This is a genomic window from Chitinophaga japonensis, from assembly GCF_007830125.1.
In the GTDB taxonomy this organism is placed as follows: Bacteria; Bacteroidota; Bacteroidia; order Chitinophagales; family Chitinophagaceae; genus Chitinophaga; species Chitinophaga japonensis.
Map to the genome: position 1 here is coordinate 852,720 of NZ_VLLG01000004.1, position 19,252 is coordinate 871,971.

13 protein-coding genes are annotated in these 19,252 nt (G+C 53.8%); 5 read left to right on the plus strand and 8 right to left on the minus strand.

What is annotated here, in order from left to right; all coding sequences use genetic code 11:
• Positions 1 to 52 precede the first annotated feature (52 nt).
• Positions 53 to 811: a DeoR/GlpR family DNA-binding transcription regulator gene (locus LX66_RS20600; RefSeq protein WP_145717057.1), complete on the minus strand. Its 759-nt coding sequence runs from the start codon at positions 809 to 811 to the stop codon at positions 53 to 55.
• 54 nt (positions 812 to 865) lie between these two features.
• On the opposite strand from LX66_RS20600, the gene nudK reads away from it, so the two are divergent.
• Entirely contained in the window at positions 866 to 1,444 is a 579-nt protein-coding gene (gene nudK / locus LX66_RS20605) for a GDP-mannose pyrophosphatase NudK (RefSeq protein ID WP_145717058.1), read from the plus strand.
• A gap of 14 nt (positions 1,445 to 1,458) precedes the next feature.
• Here the strand turns inward: nudK and LX66_RS20610 are convergent, their stop codons facing one another.
• Genes LX66_RS20610 through smc form a run of 3 tightly spaced genes read right to left on the minus strand, consistent with a single transcriptional unit; the run spans position 1,459 to position 6,047 of the window.
• Positions 1,459 to 1,932: an RES family NAD+ phosphorylase gene (locus LX66_RS20610; protein ID WP_145717060.1), complete on the minus strand. Its 474-nt coding sequence runs from the start codon at positions 1,930 to 1,932 to the stop codon at positions 1,459 to 1,461.
• A gap of 8 nt (positions 1,933 to 1,940) precedes the next feature.
• Positions 1,941 to 2,474, minus strand: a complete 534-nt coding sequence (locus LX66_RS20615) for an antitoxin Xre-like helix-turn-helix domain-containing protein (RefSeq protein ID WP_145717062.1) — start codon at positions 2,472 to 2,474, stop codon at positions 1,941 to 1,943.
• Positions 2,475 to 2,516: 42 nt separating this feature from the next.
• The gene (smc, locus tag LX66_RS20620; protein ID WP_145717064.1) at positions 2,517 to 6,047 is read right to left on the minus strand and encodes a chromosome segregation protein SMC; all 3,531 of its coding nucleotides are present in this window, start codon (positions 6,045 to 6,047) and stop codon (positions 2,517 to 2,519) included.
• A gap of 405 nt (positions 6,048 to 6,452) precedes the next feature.
• Between smc and LX66_RS20625 the strand changes: the two genes are divergently transcribed.
• Both LX66_RS20625 and LX66_RS20630 read left to right on the plus strand, forming a co-directional pair.
• Positions 6,453 to 8,879, plus strand: a complete 2,427-nt coding sequence (locus LX66_RS20625; protein WP_145717066.1) for a TonB-dependent receptor domain-containing protein — start codon at positions 6,453 to 6,455, stop codon at positions 8,877 to 8,879.
• A 140-nt stretch (positions 8,880 to 9,019) separates the two neighbouring features.
• The gene (locus LX66_RS20630; RefSeq protein WP_145717068.1) at positions 9,020 to 11,254 is read left to right on the plus strand and encodes an FUSC family protein; all 2,235 of its coding nucleotides are present in this window, start codon (positions 9,020 to 9,022) and stop codon (positions 11,252 to 11,254) included.
• Here LX66_RS20630 and bshC read toward each other — a convergent pair.
• Complete coding sequence (gene bshC, locus LX66_RS20635; RefSeq protein WP_145717070.1) at positions 11,238 to 12,836, minus strand: bacillithiol biosynthesis cysteine-adding enzyme BshC; 1,599 nt, start codon at positions 12,834 to 12,836, stop codon at positions 11,238 to 11,240. The two genes, LX66_RS20630 and bshC, sit on opposite strands and share 17 nt — an antisense overlap.
• Before the next feature lie 203 nt (positions 12,837 to 13,039).
• Between bshC and LX66_RS20640 the strand changes: the two genes are divergently transcribed.
• Positions 13,040 to 14,047, plus strand: a complete 1,008-nt coding sequence (locus tag LX66_RS20640) for a glycosyltransferase family 4 protein (protein WP_145717073.1) — start codon at positions 13,040 to 13,042, stop codon at positions 14,045 to 14,047.
• Here LX66_RS20640 and LX66_RS20645 read toward each other — a convergent pair.
• The 3 genes from LX66_RS20645 to LX66_RS20655 are packed head-to-tail and all read right to left on the minus strand — an operon-like array spanning position 14,044 to position 18,239.
• A complete protein-coding gene (locus tag LX66_RS20645; RefSeq protein ID WP_145717074.1) occupies positions 14,044 to 15,510 on the minus strand; it encodes a glycoside hydrolase family 130 protein in 1,467 nt (488 codons plus the stop codon). The two genes, LX66_RS20640 and LX66_RS20645, sit on opposite strands and share 4 nt — an antisense overlap.
• Positions 15,511 to 15,517: 7 nt before the next feature.
• A complete protein-coding gene (locus tag LX66_RS20650) occupies positions 15,518 to 16,789 on the minus strand; it encodes a glucose-1-phosphate adenylyltransferase (protein WP_145717076.1) in 1,272 nt (423 codons plus the stop codon).
• A gap of 28 nt (positions 16,790 to 16,817) precedes the next feature.
• Positions 16,818 to 18,239 carry a glycogen synthase gene (locus tag LX66_RS20655; RefSeq protein WP_145717077.1) on the minus strand — a complete coding sequence of 474 codons (1,422 nt, stop codon included), beginning with the start codon at positions 18,237 to 18,239 and terminating at the stop codon, positions 16,818 to 16,820.
• Positions 18,240 to 18,316: 77 nt separating this feature from the next.
• Here LX66_RS20655 and LX66_RS20660 point away from each other — a divergent pair, with 77 nt between their 5' ends.
• On the plus strand, positions 18,317 to 19,207 hold the full coding sequence (locus tag LX66_RS20660) for a DUF72 domain-containing protein (protein ID WP_145717079.1): 891 nt from the start codon (positions 18,317 to 18,319) through the stop codon (positions 19,205 to 19,207).
• Positions 19,208 to 19,252: the final 45 nt, after the last annotated feature.

The following is a 19,252-nucleotide window of genomic DNA, read 5'->3' on the forward strand; positions in this document are numbered from 1 at the left end:
AAAATCGATTGCAAAGAACTAAAATAACATACGGGAAGGGAATATTCAAATTTTAGGGCATTATCTCTACATGCTTCGCCTTTAAGGCCTTTACCTGCTGCGCAGGAATCTCCTTATCAGTTATTAAAAAATTGAATACAGAAAGCGGCGCAAATTTGAAGTAGCTGTCTTTCCCGATCTTGGAAGAGTCGCAAAGCAGGTACACAAGGTCCGCATTCCTGCTCATCGCCTTGCTGATAGCAGCTTCTTTTTCACTGAAAGCGGTAAGGCCCCTGTTTGCTGAAAGCCCGTCCACACCAATGAAAGCTTTTGCCGCATGGTAGCTATCAATATGCAGCACCGCCTGTTGGCCATGTACGGCCTTTCGCGCTTTATCTATCTCTCCGCCAATTAAATTGACCTGCACCTGATCCACCTCCATAAATTCCGCAACAACCGGAAGCGAATTGGTTATAATCCTGAGGCCCGGTATCCTCTTTAAATGCTCACACATGCAAAATACCGTGCTTCCGCAATCCAGAAAAATAGTATCTCCCTCCTGCACAAGGGAAGCGGCTAGCTTCCCGATCTGCCGCTTCTTATCCGGCATTACCGTGGCCTTATCCAAAAAAGCGGTAAAAGGATGTCTGGACGCCGCTTTCATGGCTCCCCCATGCGTTCTTATCAACAATCCTTCATCCGCCAATAGCTGAAGATCACGCCGGATGGTAACAGGCGATATATCCAACTGTGCTGAGAGCTGGCGTACATCCAGGCTATCCGCACTTTCCAGGGCATTTAAAATTCTTTTCTTTCGTTCCGGGAATCCCATAATAAACAGTATATTTGATCAAAATAATCATAATCGATCAAATATAATCATTTTATGGACCCGGAAATAAAAATAAAAAGCGAGGAGATCCTGTCGGATAATTGGTACGTACTAAAGAAAATAACGTACGATTATAAAGACCGGGACGGATGCTGGAAAACACATGCCCGTGAAGCCTATGACAGGGGCAATGGCGCTGCCATTCTATTATATAACAGGGCGCAGGGCACTGTTGTGCTAACCAGGCAGTTCCGCCTGCCTTCTTTCATCAACGGCAACCCGGGCGGTATGCTGATAGAGGCCTGCGCCGGGTTATTGGACAATGATAACCCGGAGGATTGTATCAAAAGAGAAGCAGCGGAGGAAACCGGGTACCATATAACGGAAGTCCGTAAAATATTTGAAGCGTATATGTCACCTGGTTCCGTAACGGAGATCCTGGATTTCTTCATTGCAGAGTATACCAGCCATATGAAAGTGAACAGCGGCGGAGGCCTGGAACATGAGCAGGAAGATATTGAAGTGCTGGAGCTTCCCTTTGATGAAGCCATGCAGATGATAACAAATGGTCAGATCAGGGATGCGAAGACCATTATGCTGCTACAGTACCTGGGACTGAATAATATGCTATAAAACAAAACAGCAGATCAGCCCTTCTCTGTTCCTTTCAGCATTGCTTCAATCCTGGGATCGGGAATGAAACCTGCTACGTCAATAAGTTTTACTTTACTGAAATCCGCATGATTAACGTTCAGTACATAATTATACTCCAGCGGAACAATGGCGGAGGGCACTTTCATGACCGGGTACCGGGCCTCATCATACCAGCGGTGGCCGGCGGGCTGGCATTTTGAATAGTCCAGCACATCATTCCAGCCCTCTTCCAGGCTGCTGGTTTTAATGGTCAGCATTTCCAGGCTGTTGGGTATTTCAATCACCATAATGCGGTAATCGTCATTAAATCCCAGTCCCTGCCGGCGCACCAGGTTTTCCAGCATGGCCAGGGCAATGGAGCCGGCCGTATAGATCACGGCTTTGCCGGCGGCGGCCCAGCGGCCATTGGCTTTGGAGGGGATCAATGCTTTAGCGTAGTCTTTGTAGGCGATCCTGAATACTTGCATGGCGGGGGTTAAATGGCATCTCCGTAAGCCAGGCGCTTCAGCTCGTCCATGATCAGGTCTACGCCGCCTGTGGTTCTGATGAAATCTTCGGGTTTCCGGGCTTTGCCGAAAAAGGGTCTTTCAAGCCAGCGTTTAAATCCTTCCAGGCCGCCGAATACCTGCTCTCCCATTTCAAAAAGCGCGATGATCTTCAGGAGGTGCTCTCCCTGGTTGGGATCAAGGGGCGCTTTATCTGCAAGCTTGTTCTTGATGGTTTTGGCGGATATGTTCATGGCGGCAGCAAGGTCATTCCTGGAAATATTGGCCAGGTCCACGAACTTGATGAAGGTATCTGCGTACACGCCGCTCAGGGCCTTGGTGACCAGTTGATAATTGTTCTTCAGATCGATGTCTTTAAATGCCTGGCTGATGCCGGATGCCTCCGCAGCGGGAGCCGGCTTATCCTGGCTGCTTTGGGAATGGGCTGCCGGGGTACTTTTACGGGGGGCAGCGGGGCCCGTTCTTTTTGCTTTTGCCGACATCATAATGAAAGTCTTTCCCAAATATAGGAATTTTTTCCATTACCTCCCAGAATTTTTTCCACTTTAGTTCAAGCTCCTGAAATCCACCGGCACCAGCTTGCTCACCCCCGGCTCCTGCATAGTTACGCCGTAGATCACGTCTACCGCAGCCATGGTTTGCTTGTTGTGCGTAACAATAATGAACTGCGAATTATCGGAGAATTTGCGGATCATGTTGGTGAACTTGCCCACGTTGGCATCATCCAGCGGGGCGTCCACTTCATCCAGGATACAGAAGGGCGCGGGTTTGATCAGGTAGATGGCGAACAGCAGCGCCGTGGCGGTCAGCGTTTTTTCACCACCGGACAACTGGGTGATGGCGGCCGGGCGCTTGCCTTTGGGTTTGGCAATGATCTCTATGCTGGTTTCGGCCAGGTTCTCCGGGTCGCCCAGTATCAGGTCGCACTGGTCTTCTTCGGTAAACAGGGCCTTGAACACGCGGATAAAGTTCTCCTTTACGGTATTGAAGGTTTCGAGGAATTTCTGGTTGGCGGTAGATTCCACTTCCTGTATAGTGGCCATTAGCGATTCCTTGGCGGCCACCAGGTCGTTCTTCTGTTCCAGGATAAACTCGTAGCGTTTCTTCATTTCCTGGAAGGCCTCTATGGCGGTAGGGTTGATCTCGCCCATGTTCTCCAGGCGTTTTTTCAGCCGTTCTGCGCTGCCCTGCAGCTCGTCTGCGGAAAGGGTGCTGGTGCGGGCGTCGTCCAGTATCTCGTCCAGGTTCACCTTGAACTCCACGCTCAGCCTTTCTTTCATGGAGGCCAGTTGCAGCTTCAGCTCGTTCACCTTGTCCTTGATAGTGGTCAGGGCCTGCTCCAGTTGTTCCTTGGCACGCTGGCGGGCGCGCAGGGTGCTTTCCTTTTCATTCAACTGGTTGCGGAAGTTGTAGTATTCCTGGTCCTTTTCGTTCAGGGCCTTTTCTTCCTCCTCCTTGCGGCGGAACAGGTCTATCAGCCCGTCCTCCGCGTGGCCCAGCTTTTCCTGCGCGGCTTCAATATTGGCCACGGCATCTTCCAGTTGGGATTTGTTGCTGGTGATCTGGGTATGCAGGTCGCTGAGCTGCTTGCGCTTGAATTCCAGCTCCTGCTTCAGCGCCTGCACCTTGCTGTGCTGGCGGGTATGCTGCAGGTTCTGATTGTTATACTGTACATTGGCCTGGTTAAACTGCTGTTCCGCTTCCTGGGAAGCCCGGTCCGCCTCCACGATGCCGTCATGCAGGGCATGCACCTTTTCGTTGAGCCCTTCCAGTTCATCCTTTACACCTGCAATGCTTTGCTGGTTGGTGGCCAGGGACTGCGTCATTTCCTCCAGCCTTTTATCGCCGGAGGCGATCAGGTGGTGGAAGTTCTCAATACGGTTCTGCAGGGCAAACAGTTGGTTGTTCAACTGGCTGATCTTCTCGCGGGCGTTATTGATATTATTTTCATTGAGCTGGCTGTTGTAGCCCAGCACTTCGTTATGCTTGTCCTGTATCTGCTGGCGCAGGCCGCTCACCACGGTTTCCAGCGCCTTGATCTCGGCGTCCAGCTTTTCCAGGTTCTTGGCGCGGCCCAGCTTTTTGCCTTCAAACAGCCCTACGGAGCCGCCGCTGAAGCTGTACTTGCCGCGGTACATGCGCCCGCTTTTTTCCACGATCAGCGCATCCTGGTCCGCTACCTGGTCAAATTCCATGCTGCTGATGTCCTCCGCAATGAACACTTTGCCCAGCAGGTAGTTGCCCAGTCCTTTATAGCGCTCGTCTATTTCCACCACGTCCAGCGCCGGTACGGTGCCGGGCGGGGTAAAGAGGTTGCCGCCCTGGTGGTGGAACTGGTCCAGTATAAAGAAGTTGGCCTTGCCTTTCTTGTGCAGGTCCAGCAGGCGGATGGCCTGCACGGCCTCCTCCGCGTTGTTTACCACGTAATAGTTCAGGTAAGGCTCCAGCAGGTTCTCAATACAGGTGCGGTAGTCTTCCTTACAGAAAAATATGTCCGACAGGATGGGCGCCCTGTTGTTCCATTCATTGTTCTTCTTCAGGAACTTGATGCTTTCGGGATAGCCTTCCAGGCTGTCCACCAGCGATTTTAACAGGTCGTATTCGTTCTTTTTGGCGTCCAGGGTTCGGTTCTCATCCACCAGTTGGTCCCGCAGCCCTTCTATGTCGGACTGGGTGGCCAGTATCTTGCCTTTGGTCTCTTCCTGGAAGCGCACCATTTCCTCCAGTGCTTCCTTGCTTTCGGCCAGGGTATCCTGCAGGGTGGCCTTTTCATCTTCCAGTTGCTGTATCTGTCCCTGGCGGCTGGTCTTTTCCTCCTGCAACTGCTGTATGCTGCGCTGCAGGTTCTGCACGGAGGTATCGGCCACGGCTACTTTCTTTTCCGCCTCAAACTGCTGGCGCTGCCATTGCTGCTGGTCGCGGCGCAGGTTTTCCAGCATTTGCTTTTTCTGGTGGAAATGTTCTTTCTTTTCCTCCACCATGTCGTGCAGGGTTTCCAGTTCGTCCTGCATGGTGTCGAACACTTCCTGCTCCTCCTCTACCTGTTTGCCGGTAAATTCAATGGAGTCCGTCAGTCCCTGGAGCTGTCCTTCCGCGTTGTTCAGGAAATCGGTCAGGTTCTTTTCCCGTTCGCGCAGGTAGGTCAGTTGCTGGGTGGCCAGGTTCTTGTCATTTTCCTTGGTGCGGATGGTGGCTACCAGCTCGTTAAAGGACTTCTGCAGCACCTGCAGCTCCCTTTCCTTGGCCACAAAATGCAGCTTATCGTCTTCCACGGCCGCTTCTTCCGTAGCGATCTCCGCTTCCAGGGCCATTTTCCGGTCGGTTTCGGTCTGCTGCTGCTCCGAAAGCTCCCTGAAGGTGATATTAAATCCTTCCAGGGCGGCTTTGGCCAGCTCTATGCTGATATCGCGGTATTCCTTCTTTACTTCGTAAAAGCGTTCCGCCTTGCGGGCCTGGCTTTCCAGGGTCTTCAGGTTGTTATTGATCTCGAATAGGAGGTCCTCGATACGGTTCAGGTCTCCTTCCGTGGCGTCCAGCTTGGTCTTGGCTTCCTTTTTACGGGTTTTGTAGATGGAGATGCCGGCGGCCTGCTCCAGCATGCGGCGGCGGCTGTTCTCCTTGTCCTTGATGATATCGTCCACCATCCCCAGTTCAATGATGGCATAGGAGTCCGTGCTTACGCCGGTGTCCATGAACAGGTTATGGATATCTTTCAGGCGGCAGGCCACATCATTCAGGCGGTACTCGCTGTCGCCGTTCTTATAGAACTTACGTGTAATGGTAACGGTGGTAAACTCGGTGGGCAGCACATTGCGTGTATTCTCAAAAGTGAGGCTCACTTCTGCCATACCGCTGGCGGAACGGCTTTTGGAGCCGTTAAATACCAGGCCGGCCTGGTTCTCGGAGCGCAGGTTGCTGATCTTGTGCTCTCCTATCACCCAGCGGATGGAGTCAATGATGTTACTCTTTCCACAGCCATTCGGTCCAATCACCCCGGTAATGCCTTCATCGAAATTCAGAACGGTTTTGTCTGCAAAACTTTTGAAGCCTTTGATTTCTAATGTTTTTAAACGCACGGTCGCTCCAGGTTTATTTTTTTAAGCTGTCAAAGATAATTACGATTCGCTGAATGCCTATTGGTTATTTGTCCAAATCAAACAGTAAATTAACGGTGGCTGCCGGATAAACCCTATTTATTTATACACAACTGTGAATAAATTATATTTTTCAACCAAATTTAAGGCTGATTATCAATGTATTAAGCCATCACCCTGCACTTTTTCTTCAATCAAAACCAAACTAATTTCTTAGTTTTTGTTAAATCTTAACAATTCTTCCGTTAACTTTAGCATGCTGTTTATTGTAGCAAAGCACCGACTCATGAAAACCCGAATGCAAGACCCTTGACCAACATGAACATCTAAACCCAGATTTTTCCACTAACGCGTATCAACCACTATGCAATCTATCGTGATCAACCAATGAAAAACCGCATCCTCGCCCTGCTTACCATCCTGTCCTGCCCCTTTTTTGCCCATGCCCAGCATACAGCAGCCATTCACGTTACCGGCCAGGTAGCAGACAGCGTCACCCGCCAGCCGCTGGCCTATGCCACTGTTACCCTGCTGCAGGCCGCCAGCCGCCGGCCGGTGATGAACACCCTGACAGATGAACAGGGACATTTCAGCCTTGCCGGGGTAAGCCCGGGCCGGTACACCATCAGCATCCGGCTCAACGGTTATACGCCCCTGCTCCTAAAAGCTTTCACCGCCGACTCCCTGCATCCGCGCCATACGCTGCCCACCTCCTACCTGCAGCCCGCCACCCGGCAGTTGCAGGCAGTGACCGTAACCGGGCAAAAGCCCCTGCTGGAAATAAAGGACGACCGCCTGGTTTACAACGTGGAACAGGACCTCAATAAAGACGCCCTTTCAGCGGCGGAAATGCTCCGGCGGGTACCCCTGGTCACCGTAGACCCGGATGGCAACATCCGCCTGAAAGGCAGCAGCAGCTTCAAAGTGCTGCTAAACGGCAAAAGCACCTCCGTAATAGCCCGGAACCCGGCAGAGGCCCTGCACTCCTTCCCGGCCAGCGTCATCAACAGCATAGAAGTGATCACCGAGCCGTCGGCCCGCTATGATGCGGAAGGCGCCGCCGGTATTATCAATATCATTACCCGGCCAAAGTTCAGCGGCCATAACGGTACCCTGTACGGGAATTACAATACCCGGGGCTTTGCCTACGGCGGCGGCACGCTCAATATCAAGGCCGGGAAGCTCGGCATTGCCAGCTACATGAGCGCCAACTACTACCGCAACAAAGGCCGCTCCGACGGAAGGCTGGAAAGTTATGTGCCCGGCAACCGCACCACCCTGCTGCAAAGCGGCACCAGCACCTTCGACGGCTCTTCCCTGAACGGCAACCTGGAACTGAGCTATGACCTGGACAGCAGCAGCAGCCTAAGCGTATACGGCAATGTGGACATCAGCCGCAACAGCACCCGCTCACAGCAGCTAAACCTGCTGCACGACAGCCTGGCGCAGCGGCTGCAAACCGGCCAGTACACCGCTTTCCCCAAATACCGGCGTAACAGCTATGACGCCGGGCTGGATTACCAGAAAAAATTCCGGCAGCCGGCGCGCACCCTGAGCCTGTCCCTCAACCTGAACGCCGGCGATAACAGCCTGCATTCCGACAATACACAGAACAATGACCCGGGCGGATATGTGCAGCTCTTCAACAACAATAATGAACAGCACACGGAAACCACCATCCAGTTGGATTACAGCCACCCGCTGCCGCATCAGCAACTGCTGGAAACCGGCGCCAAGGCTATTTTCCGCACCATAGAAAGCGATTTTTCCCAACTGGTGAAGGAGGAACCGGGCATCTTCCGGGAAAATCCCGGCCGCTCCAATGCATTCCACTACGGGCAGGATGTGCTGGCCTTCTACACCACCTACCGGTTTAAAGTAAAGGAAAAGCTGAACGTGCTGCTGGGCGCCCGGCTGGAGCACACCTCCGTAAATGCACGTTTTATTTCCGGTAATACGTCCTTAGACAATGATTATCTGAACTTTGTGCCTACTGCTAATATTTCACTTGCACTGAACGCGCAACAGGCCATTGCCTTTTCCTACAGCCGGCGCCTGCAGCGCCCCTGGGTATGGAGCCTGAACCCGTACGTGGATGACAGTGATCCCAACAACATCACCTTTGGCAACCCGGACCTGGAACCGGAATTCAGCCACACTTTCGGCCTGCGCTATAACGGCCTGCTGAAAGAGATACGCCTGACCGCCAGCGCAGACCACACCCTTACCACCAATGCCATGGAGCCGTATGTGACCATCGATACCGTGAAAGGCTTTACCTCCTCCACCTATGCCAACATAGGCAGGCGGTCCGCCACGGGCTTTAACCTGAGCACGGGATGGCAGCCCACGGCCCGCTGGAACCTTCATGTGAACCTACGGGTAATGTACACGGCGCTGCGCGGCTATGCCAGCCTGCACAATACCGGCTGGAGCGCCAGCAGCTATGCCAGCACCGGCTACGACCTGGGAAAAGGGATGGAAGCCGAAGCCTCCGCGCAGCTCAACAGCAGCCAGCCTACCCTGCAGGGGCGTACCCCCGGATATGTGACCAGCACCTTTACCCTGCGTAAGTCCCTGTTCCGGGAAAAAGCAACGGCAGGCCTCCATATAGACCAGCCCTTCCAGCAGGAAATAGCCTGGCGGAGCAAAACCGGCGCCCCCCTGTTCTACCGCGCCCATACTTTCTACTACCCGGTCCGCGCGGTCCGCATCAGCTTCAACTGGAAGTTCGGGCAACTGAAAACTTCCGTAAGCCGTAAAAAAGGCGTGAACAATAACGATATCAAACAGCGCGATGGCAGCAAGCCCTAATAATTAATAATTAAAAATTAAGAATTAATAATATACGCTGCACAAGTGTTTCAATGAAGTTCCAGCCCCGCGATTATTAATTATTAATTATTCACCATTAATTATTGACCTTTGTGGCTGCAAATCATAATGCGCCATTCATGCAAACCCGCCATTGGCTTAAAGAATTTAAAAGTTTTATCTACAGCTATCATTTCAGCAACGGGCTTCGTACCACCATCAGCGTGGTAGTGCCCTCACTGGTGGGCATGAGCATGGGACAGCTCATTACTGGCATCACTATTTCCACCGGGGCTTTGTGTACCGCGCTGGCAGACCAGCCGGGCACCTCCGTGCATAAACGCAACGGGGCGCTGGTCACCATACTGCTGCTGTTCATCACCACCCTGGGTACCGGGCTGGCATCGCCCTACCCCGCCCTGATGGTGGGCTGGATCATTGCCTGCTGTTTTGTGTACAGCATGCTGCTGGTGTACGGCAACCGTGGCGGCAATATCGGTATCGCCTGCCTGCTGGTGATGATCATCATACTGGGCGATCCACCCAAAAGCCCGGCGATGGCTTTTTACAACGGCCTGCTGGTAACGCTGGGCGGCCTGTGGTATGGCCTGCTGGCGCTGCTGCTGTGGCAGATACGGCCCTACCTGAACGTGCAGCAGGCCCTGGGGGAATGTATTGTGCAAACAGCCCGCTACCTGGAGCTGCGTGCAGGCTTTTACGTGAAGGATGCGGACACAGACGATACCTACAAGGCCGTACTGGCCCAGCAGGTGCTGGTAAACGAAAAGCAGGAAGCCGTTCGGGAGCTGCTGCTGAAACGGCGCTCCGCCCAGCAGGGCACCAGCAGCATCGGCAAAAGTATGGTGCAGATCTTCCTGGATATTGTAGACCTGCAGGAGCGCATCATGGCGTCCCAGATCGATTACAAGGCCCTGCAGCAGCACTTTGGCGAGCACGATATCCTGGAAAAGCTGCACAGGCTGATCCTGGAGTTTGCGCAGGAGATCACCACCATTGGCATGGCGGTAATGGCGGGGCAGCGCTCCATGCCCAAAAGCAACCTGCGCTATGATATAGAAAAAGTGCAGGAGGCCATTGCCGGCATCCGCAGAACCCTGCCTACCCTGCGGGAAAGGACCCGGTTGATCACGCTCAACAGCATCCTGGCCAACCTGCAGGACATGGCGGACCGCATCTACAACCTGCACCGCCTTACCCGCCTGGAAAGGTCCAAAGATACCGCTATCGATCCCCGGCTGGAGCTATCCAGGTTTACCACCAACAACCGTTACGACCTGGAGACCTTCCGCAATAACCTGACCTTCGACTCCCACATCTTCCGGCACGCCATCCGGGTAAGCCTGGCTACGGCGGCAGGCTACCTGCTGGGCGTGGCCCTGCACCTGGACCGGGTGTACTGGATACTGCTCACCACCGTGGTGATCCTGAAGCCCGGCTTCGGCCTCACCAAATCGCGCAGCTACCAGCGTATTATCGGCACCGTTATAGGAGCATTGTTTGCCATCGCCGTATTGTTCCTCACGCATAATGAAACGGCCATCTTCATCATCATGCTGTTCTGCATACTGGGCGCCTATTCCTTTATGACCTACCAGTATACCATCAGCGTGATCTTCACCACGCCTTTCATTATTTTCCTGCTGCACTTCCTGCACCCGGCAGACCTGCAGTATGCCGCCCAGCGGGTGCTGGATACCTTTATAGGCGGCAGCCTGGCCTTTGTGGCCAACCTTACGTTATGGCCCAGTTGGGAGCACAAGTACCTGCCCAGCTATATGGAGAAAATGACTGTGGCCAACAAACACTACTTTGAGCAGGTGATCCGGCTGTATACCGGCCAGCAGATGGTGATCACGGAATACAAGCTGGCCCGGAAGGAGACCTATGTGAGCACCGGCAACCTGATGGCCGCCTTCCAGCGCATGCTGAGCGAGCCTAAAAGCAAGCAGAAGCACACTTCCCAATTGTACCATTTCGTGGTGCTGAACCATACCCTTACCTCCCGCATTGCCGCGCTGGCCGCTTACGGGCTGGGCCACGGCGTACGCTGTCCGCGGCCGGAGTACCAGTTGATAGCCCGCCACCTGCTGCAATACATGGACCAGGTGATACAGCTCACCACGCAGCCCGGCGCCACGCTGCCGGAACTGCCCGGCACCATAGAAGCTTTTGAAACGCTGGATATTCATGTGGAAAGCCTGATCCAGCAACGGCAGGATGAGATCAACGCCGGCCAGGGCGAAACCCCGCTACGCGACGAAATGCTGGAAACCAAGCAGGTAAGGGACCAGTTGCACGGCATACTGGCCATATTAAAAGATATGAAAAAGACGATCGCTACTGTTCATATATGATCCGCAGCTCATCCGTCAGCGGCTGCATATGCGCCAGTATGCGGTCAAAGAAGGCAGGACCTTCATGAATGTACCAGGGCATGAAATTTTCCTTGCGCTCCTGCAGGGAGCCGGCGGGGAACAGGCGCAGGCGCAACTGCTCGATCTGCGCGATTTGCCAGGCGAATTTCTTCTTTTCCGCCCGCAGGAACTTGTGCTCCACCTTGCCGATGCTTTTCATGACCCGCTTGCGCTCCGCCGCCACGGAGGCCACCAGGGTAACGTCTATGCTGCGGGCCTTTTCTTCCAGCCCGTCAAACAGTTGCTCAATAATATCGTATTCTTTCTTCAGCACCAGGCTGGCATTGGTATGCTGCCGTACAAAATTGTTCACCACATCGTCCACCTTCCCAAACAGGTGCCTGATGCACAGGCCCAGCTTCTGGAGCCTGGTTTTGGACAGGGCATCTACCAGTAGAAAGGAATTGCGCAGCACCAGCATGGGATACGGCACCCGGTAATGGGCAAACAGGGACTGCAGCTCCAGCCAGTAGGCTATTTCGCCCCCCCCGCCAATAAAGGCGATGTTGGGCAGGATCGTTTCCTGCAACAGGCCCCGCAGTATCACATTGGGGCTGAACCGTTCCGGGTGGGCCTCCAGCTCCTGCTCCAGTTCGGCAGCAGTAAAAGTGAGGGAGGAATGCAGCACTTTCCAATGCTCCCCTTCTTTCACAATGCGCTCCCGCGCCTGGTCCGTCAGGTAGAACAGGTTGATCTCCCGCGGGTTGGCCTGCACCTTGTAGTGCCGGGACAACTGCTGGATGGTATCGCCCACCAGCTTGTGGGAAGTCTGGTGCCAGAGCTCGTCCTTCATGACCGGCACCAGTTGCTTTTTGAGCAGCGGGTGGTCCGGTATCAGCACCACCAGCCCGTAGCGGCCAAACAGGGCATTTACCAGGAACAGGGTGGCCTGCTGTATGTTGTCATGCTCCAGGTAGGCCTTGCGCAGCAGTTGCACCAGTTCCTCCGCGTATACGCCGTAGCCCAGTTGCTGCTGCACCTGGCCGATCAGCGCGTCCAGCCCCTCGGGGCGCATCCGGCCCACGGCCCCCTGCTGGGAAGTAGCCCAGGTAAGCGTCTTGCCGTCCAGGTAGATGCTGCCCAGCTCATCCAGGTCATTATCCTCGCTGCCCATGTAATATACCGGCACAAAGCGGTACTGCGGGTGCTGCTGCTGCAGGTCCCCGGCCAGCCTGATGGCCTGTAATATCTTGTAAACAAAGTAAAGGTACCCGGTAAAAATATTCGGCTGATGGGCGGTACAAACGGTAAACGTGTCCGGCTGTTCCAGCAGGCTGATATGCTGCTGCACCGCAGCAGGTGTGTCCAGTGCGGCATACTGCTCCCGCAGCACCTGCACCAGCACCTCGCGCTGCCGGGGCTGCGTCTTTTTGGCCTGCACCAGCGCATCTGTATCGGCCTTCAGTGGCGAATAGCTGTAAAAAGAACGTATATGCGGGTGCTCCGCCAGAAAATCGAGGACTAGCTGACTAAAATAACCGGTTTCACTGTAGGGTATACCGTTACATACTGATTGATCCATACCACGAAATTAAATTCCAAATTCCAAATCCCAAATCCCAAAATGGTAAGCGGTATATAAACCCCAAAATCCAAATTCCAGACTGGCGAGCCGGCCACCAGTATTGAAATAAATAGTAGTTTTAAATAACCGCAGACAGTTGTGGCATGGTTTGGGATTTGGAATTTGGAATTTGGAATTTGGAATTTTACTCTTTGGAATTTATGAAGATCGCGATACTATCTCCCGTTGCCTGGCGCACACCGCCCCGGCATTACGGGCCCTGGGAACAAATGGCTTCCAACCTGGCAGAAGGATTAGTGGCAAAAGGCCAGCAGGTCACCCTGTTTGCTACGGCCAACTCCGTTACCGGCGGCGTCCTGGCTGCAATCTCCCCGGAGGGATATGAAGAGGATAAGGAGCTGGATCCCAAGGTACAGGAGTGTATGCATATCAGTTACCTCATGGAGCAGGCAGGGGATTTTGATATCATCCACAACCACTTCGACTTCCTGCCCCTCACCTACTCCCGGCTGATCCGCACGCCCATGGTCACTACCATACATGGGTTCTCTTCACCGAAGATCATCCCCGTTTACGCACGGTATAATGATATTAACCACTATGTATCCATCAGTTATGCGGACCGCAGCCCGGCGCTGCGCTATACTGCCAATGTATACAACGGCATACACACAGCGGATTTCCCCTTTGAGGCACAGCCGGAGGACTACCTGCTGTACTTTGGCCGCATCCACCCTGACAAAGGCACTTTCGACGCCATACAGATAGCGCTGGCCACCGGCCACCGGCTGATCATTGCGGGCATTATCCAGGACACCGCCTATTACGAGGAAAAGATAAAGCCATTCATAGACGGCCAGCAAGTCATATTTGCCGGCGCAGTGGGCGGACAGGAGCGCAGCCGGGTGCTGGGACGGGCCAAAGCGCTGCTGCACCCCATTTACTTCGAGGAGCCCTTTGGCCTGAGCGTGGCCGAAGCCATGCTCTGCGGCACCCCGGTCATCGCGTACCAGCGGGGCGCCATGCCGGAGCTGATCCAGCCCGGGAAAACCGGCTTCCTGGTCAACACCCAGCAGCAGGCTATTAACTGCATTGCCGATATTGAGCGTATTGACCGCCGCTACTGCCACACCTATGCGCAGCAAAAATTCGGTGAAGAAAGAATGGTAGAGGAGTACCTGAAAGTGTACACGGAAGTGCTGGGTTAACCATCCTGCCTGATCTTCTCAAGCAGCTTGTCCAGCGGCACCGTAACAAAGCCCGAAGCATAATCGGAAATACCATAGGGAATGATCAGCTCCTTGTTGTGGATCATGGAGCCGCAGGAGTACAATACATTGGGCACATATCCTTCCCGCTCCTCTTTCCTGGGCATTAGCAGCGGCTCCTTCAGGCGGCCTATTTCCACGCGGGGATCCTCCAGGTCCAGCAGGGTGGCTCCCAGGCAATAGGTGCGCATAGGCCCCACACCGTGGGTGATCAGCAGCCAGCCCTCCGGCGTTTCTATCGGGGAGCCGCAGTTGCCCACCTGCACAAACTCCCAGGGGTATTTGGGCGTCTGGAGAATTTCCGGCTTTTCCCAGATGTTGATCCGGTTGGAATGCATGATGTAATTATTGATCCCGTCTATCCGGGATATCATCATATACTTCCCGTTGATCATGCGGGGAAAAAGGGCCAGGTTCTTGTTCTGCGCACCCTCGCCGTACAGCGGCAGTATCTTGAAGTGATAGAAATCCTTCGTCTGCATCAGCTTGGGCTGTATGGTAATGCCGTCATAGGCCGTATAGGTGGCATAATACGTTACTTCGCCATTGCTGCCGGTAAATTTCACAAAGCGGGCATCCTCAATGCCGCGGCTTTCCGCTTCAGAATAGGGAAATATCACCCGGTCCGAGAGGTCGGTGTCCAGGGAAAAATTGATCTCGTAATAGGAATCCGCCAGCCACAGCAGCCGTTCCAGCGCCTTTTTGATCAGGTGGTCCACCTGGTAGCGCTGCTGCATGTCGCGGATCACGCGTTTCAACGACAGGTATTCAAAAGTATCCGGCAGGTTGTTCTGCACTTCCTGCATCACGGAATCCGGCAGCTTGATGGATACGGCATTCTGGAAAAAGCCCTGCTTCTGGTAAACGGCGTTGCGGATAATTTCAGCTTCTTCTACATAGTTGCCGGGCGGCGCCAGCATAATATCATTGTCGCGGCCAATGGTGCCATGCCGGAAAGCGATGGAGGAAATATGCCCTTCCCCTACGGCGCGGAAACTGATGATCACGCGCTTCTGGCCTTCTTCCAGCCCGCTCTGGTCCGTGTCTTCTATTAAGGACGGATTGAAGAAAGCGGCGGATTCAATGGAATATTCGTTGGTGAAATAAGACCCGATGAGCAGCTTTTTCTTATAATCGATCGCGTCAAAATCGATCTGCTGAGAAGCAAAGAGATGGCGCACCCGGTCGCAATGCTTTTCAAATATACGGGTAATGTTGCGGTGCCGCCGGGAGAATTCGCGCAGCAGCGGGGCTACGGTAGCCTCCACTTCCACCTCGCTCATAGCTACCACCTGCTGGATGATGGCTTTGGCCCTGGCCTCCCCGTTAAAGAAAAACCGGGCCACCACCCTTTTCATGTCCGGGTAGATCTTGGTAGTTTGTCGTTCTATGGATAAGCGCATAATTCAGTTAAATGACATATCCATCCTCCAATACCATACCCTTTTTTATCACTACGATCCCGTCCTTAACGGTATATTTTTCGTGATCGCCGTCGGGCAGGCGGTCGCCCACGTTGATCCTCACGCCATTGCCTATACTACAGTTCTTGTCGATAATGGCGTTCCGGATCTGGCAGCTATCGCCAATGCCCATGGGCGGGTGCCCTTTGGCCCTGGCCTTGTCCAGGTCTTCGAGGGTCTGGTAGAAATCACTCCCCATAATGAAGGTATTCGTGATCACCGAGCCTTTGCCAATGCGGGTACGTATACCCACTACGCAGTGTTCCAGGATGCTGTCCAGTATTATACAGCCGTCTGCTATCACGGTCTTGTTGAGCGTGGCTGATATTTTGGCCGGGGGCAGCATGCGGGCGCGGGAGTAGATGGTTTTGGCTTCGTCAAACAGGTTGAATTTGGGAATATCGTCTGTAAGGCCAATATTGGCTTCCCAGAAAGCGCTGATATTGCCGATATCCGTCCAGTAGCCTTCGTACTGGTAGCTGATCACCTTCACGTCGGCATTGATGGCGTAAGGGATCACTTCCTTCCCGAAATCGGTAGCGGCTTCCTGCCCGTTCAGCAGGTCGTACAGCACCTGGCGGGTAAAGAGGTAAATACCCATGCTGGCCAGGTATATGCGGCCTTCCTTTTCCATTTCCGCGCTTACCGGCGAGGACCAGGGGCCCAGCATATCCTGTTTGGGTTTTTCCGTAAAGGAAGTGATCAGCCCTTCGGGGTTCGTTTTCAATATGCCGAAGTCCGATGCATCCCTGGCGTTCACAGGTATGGTGGCGATGGTAATATCCGATCCCTTCTCTATGTGGAACTGCAGCATTTCCCGGAAATCCATCTGGTAGAGCTGGTCGCCGGAAAGGATCAGCACGTACTCAAATTCAAAGTTATCTATATGGTGCAGGCATTGCCGTACCGCATCTGCGGTACCCTGGTACCAGGTAGGGTTGTCCGGGGTCTGCTCTGCCGCCAGTATGTCTACGAACGCTTTACTGAAGTGGCTGAAATGATAAGTGTTCTTGATGTGCTTGTTCAATGAAGCCGAATTGTACTGTGTCAGCACAAATATGCGGTTCATATCTGCGTTCAGGCAGTTGGAAATAGGGATATCTACCAGCCGGTACTTACCGGCAATCGGCACAGCCGGTTTTGAACGGCGGCGTGTCAGGGGATACAAACGGGTGCCGGCCCCTCCACCCAGTATCAGCGAAATGATTGCGTTAGACATATGTTGCATCAATTTTTCATGTGTACCCTTATATAACAATGGTCTGGTATAATTTCAGGTAGTCGCGTGCGGCAGCATCCCAGGAATGATCCAGTTGCATCATGTATGCCCGTATATCCTGCAGTGTTAGCTCCTGGTCCTCGTACAGGGCAACTGCACGACCAATGGCCCTGCAGGCGTCCCACCCTACTGCATGTATAAATCGTATGCCAAAACCATTTTCATCGCCAATGTCCGTTACGGTGTCCTTCAGTCCGCCTATGCTCCTCACGATGGGCACGGTACCATAACGCAGCGCATATAGCTGGTTAAGGCCGCAGGGCTCCACCCGGGACGGCATCAGCAAAAAGTCGCTGGCGGCGTATACCCGGTGGGCCAGCGCTTCGTTATAGCCGATCTGCACATTGAACCGGTGGCCGGCAAACTGCCGGGTTTGCTGTAGAGACCATTCCACATGCGGGTCGCCACTTCCCAGCACCATAAAGTTTACCCGGCCGGGCAGCTCGTACAGGGAGCGGCCAATGATCTCGGGCAGCAGGTCGGCCCCTTTGTCGCCTACCAGCCGGCCGATAAAGGATACCAGCGGCAGGGCCGGGTCAAACCCGAACTCGTGGCACAAGTGCTGCTTGTTCGCCTCCTTGCCGGCTGCAAACGTATTTATATCATAGTGAGCCGGCAGCATGGGGTCCGTAGCGGGGTCCCACACCTGGCTGTCTATACCGTTGAGGATACCGGCCGTCTTGGCCCGTTCATGGCTGAGCAGCCCTTCCAGCCCGTTGGCGGAAGTAAACAGCTCCTCCATGTAGCTGGGCGATACGGTGGTTACCCGCCAGGCGCATTTGATAGCGGCCGCCAGCGGGTTAATGGCGCCGTTCCAGTCCAGCATGCCGGACTTCCAGAGGTCAAAGGAAGGCAGCAAGTATTGCCGGTCCCAGCCAAACTGACCCTGGTATTGCGCATTATGAATGGTAAGCACGGAAGGCAGCTCCCGTAACCGGCCGTATTTATAACCATAGCTGAGCAGGAAAGGTATGAGGCCGGTATGATGATCGTGGCAATGGATCACATCGGGCCGGTGCTGCCACTCATTCACCCAGTCCAGCACAGCTACCTGGAAGCCGAGGAACCGCTCCGTGTCATTATAATGGCCATAAACACCTTCTTTGTCCAGCAACCCGGGGATATCCAGCAGATACAGGTCAAAACCCAGTACATTATGCTTCTCTTTCCATACATTAAAGTGAAACCACTGATGGCCCAGCCACATACCGGCCTGGTGCACGATGTCAAATTCATGGGTGTCAAAAAAGCGGGACTTATAAGCGGGGATCACAACTTTTGCAATACAGCCTGCCTGGTACTGGTATTTGGGCAAAGCGCCCACTACATCTCCCAAACCTCCAACCTTGGCTACCGGGTAACATTCCGCGCTGACGTGCAATACTTCCATGCTAACTGATTAATAGATACTTTTAAGTTACCTTAGAAAAACTATATAAACAAAGAACGTACAAAAATTATTTTTTTATGGACTTTGGTCGTGTGAATGTTTCGTTGCTGGACGAAATAGACTTCAAGCTGCCGGCAGAGCCGGCCTTCAACAAGCCCGCGTTAAAAGGCCGCCCGGTCAAACATCCCGAAATATATGTAGGCTGCGCCAAATGGGGCCGCAAGGAATGGATCGGCAAGATCTATCCCAAAGGCACTAAAGAAGCCAATTTCCTGGACGAGTACGTGCACCATTACAACAGCATAGAGCTGAATGCCACGCACTACAAGATCTACGGGCCGGAGGCTATCCGCAAATGGGCGGATAAAGCAAGGGGCTTCCGCTTCAGGTTCTGCCCCAAGGTGCCGCAGGCCATCAGCCATTTCAGCCAGCTCACCAACGCGGGGCCGCAAACCACTGCCTTCCTGGAAGGCATCCTGGCCTTTGAGCAGCACCTGGGGCCCATTTTCCTGCAACTGAGCGATAAATTCGCGCCCGGCCGCAGCCAGCAGCTCTTCCAGTACCTGGCCTCCCTGCCCACAGACCTGCAGTTCTTCGTGGAAGTACGGCATCCCCAATGGTTCAGCGATGAAAAGGCCCGCATGGAGCTGCTAAAAACGCTCCGCAAACTGAAGATCGGCGCCGTGATCACGGATACGGCCGGGCGCAGGGACTGCGCCCATATGGACCTGCCCGTGCCTAAAACCTTTATCCGTTTTGTAGGCAACAGCCTTCACCCTACCGACTATACGCGCATAGACGACTGGGTGAACCGCATCCACTACTGGCTGCAGCATGGGCTGAAGGAGCTGTACTTTTTCATGCACATGCATGACGAAGCCTACTCCCCGGAGCTGACCGTATACCTGGCAGACAGGATGAAGGAAGTATGCGGCGTGGATGTGATGCGACCCCGGTTCGTGGATTAGCATATTCGCATATTTGATATTATTTTCGCGGTCACATCTGATACA

Bases quoted from the DNA above. Each gene is read 5' to 3' on its own strand.
- LX66_RS20600 (WP_145717057.1), bottom strand. From the start codon at position 811: ATGGGATTCCCGGAACGAAAGAAAAGAATTTTAAATGCCCTGGAAAGT.
- nudK (WP_145717058.1), top strand. From the start codon at position 866: ATGGACCCGGAAATAAAAATAAAAAGCGAGGAGATCCTGTCGGATAAT.
- LX66_RS20610 (WP_145717060.1), bottom strand. From the start codon at position 1,932: ATGCAAGTATTCAGGATCGCCTACAAAGACTACGCTAAAGCATTGATC.
- LX66_RS20625 (WP_145717066.1), top strand. From the start codon at position 6,453: ATGAAAAACCGCATCCTCGCCCTGCTTACCATCCTGTCCTGCCCCTTT.
- LX66_RS20630 (WP_145717068.1), top strand. From the start codon at position 9,020: ATGCAAACCCGCCATTGGCTTAAAGAATTTAAAAGTTTTATCTACAGC.
- bshC (WP_145717070.1), bottom strand. From the start codon at position 12,836: ATGGATCAATCAGTATGTAACGGTATACCCTACAGTGAAACCGGTTAT.
- LX66_RS20640 (WP_145717073.1), top strand. From the start codon at position 13,040: ATGAAGATCGCGATACTATCTCCCGTTGCCTGGCGCACACCGCCCCGG.
- LX66_RS20645 (WP_145717074.1), bottom strand. From the start codon at position 15,510: ATGCGCTTATCCATAGAACGACAAACTACCAAGATCTACCCGGACATG.
- LX66_RS20650 (WP_145717076.1), bottom strand. From the start codon at position 16,789: ATGTCTAACGCAATCATTTCGCTGATACTGGGTGGAGGGGCCGGCACC.
- LX66_RS20655 (WP_145717077.1), bottom strand. From the start codon at position 18,239: ATGGAAGTATTGCACGTCAGCGCGGAATGTTACCCGGTAGCCAAGGTT.
- LX66_RS20660 (WP_145717079.1), top strand. From the start codon at position 18,317: ATGGACTTTGGTCGTGTGAATGTTTCGTTGCTGGACGAAATAGACTTC.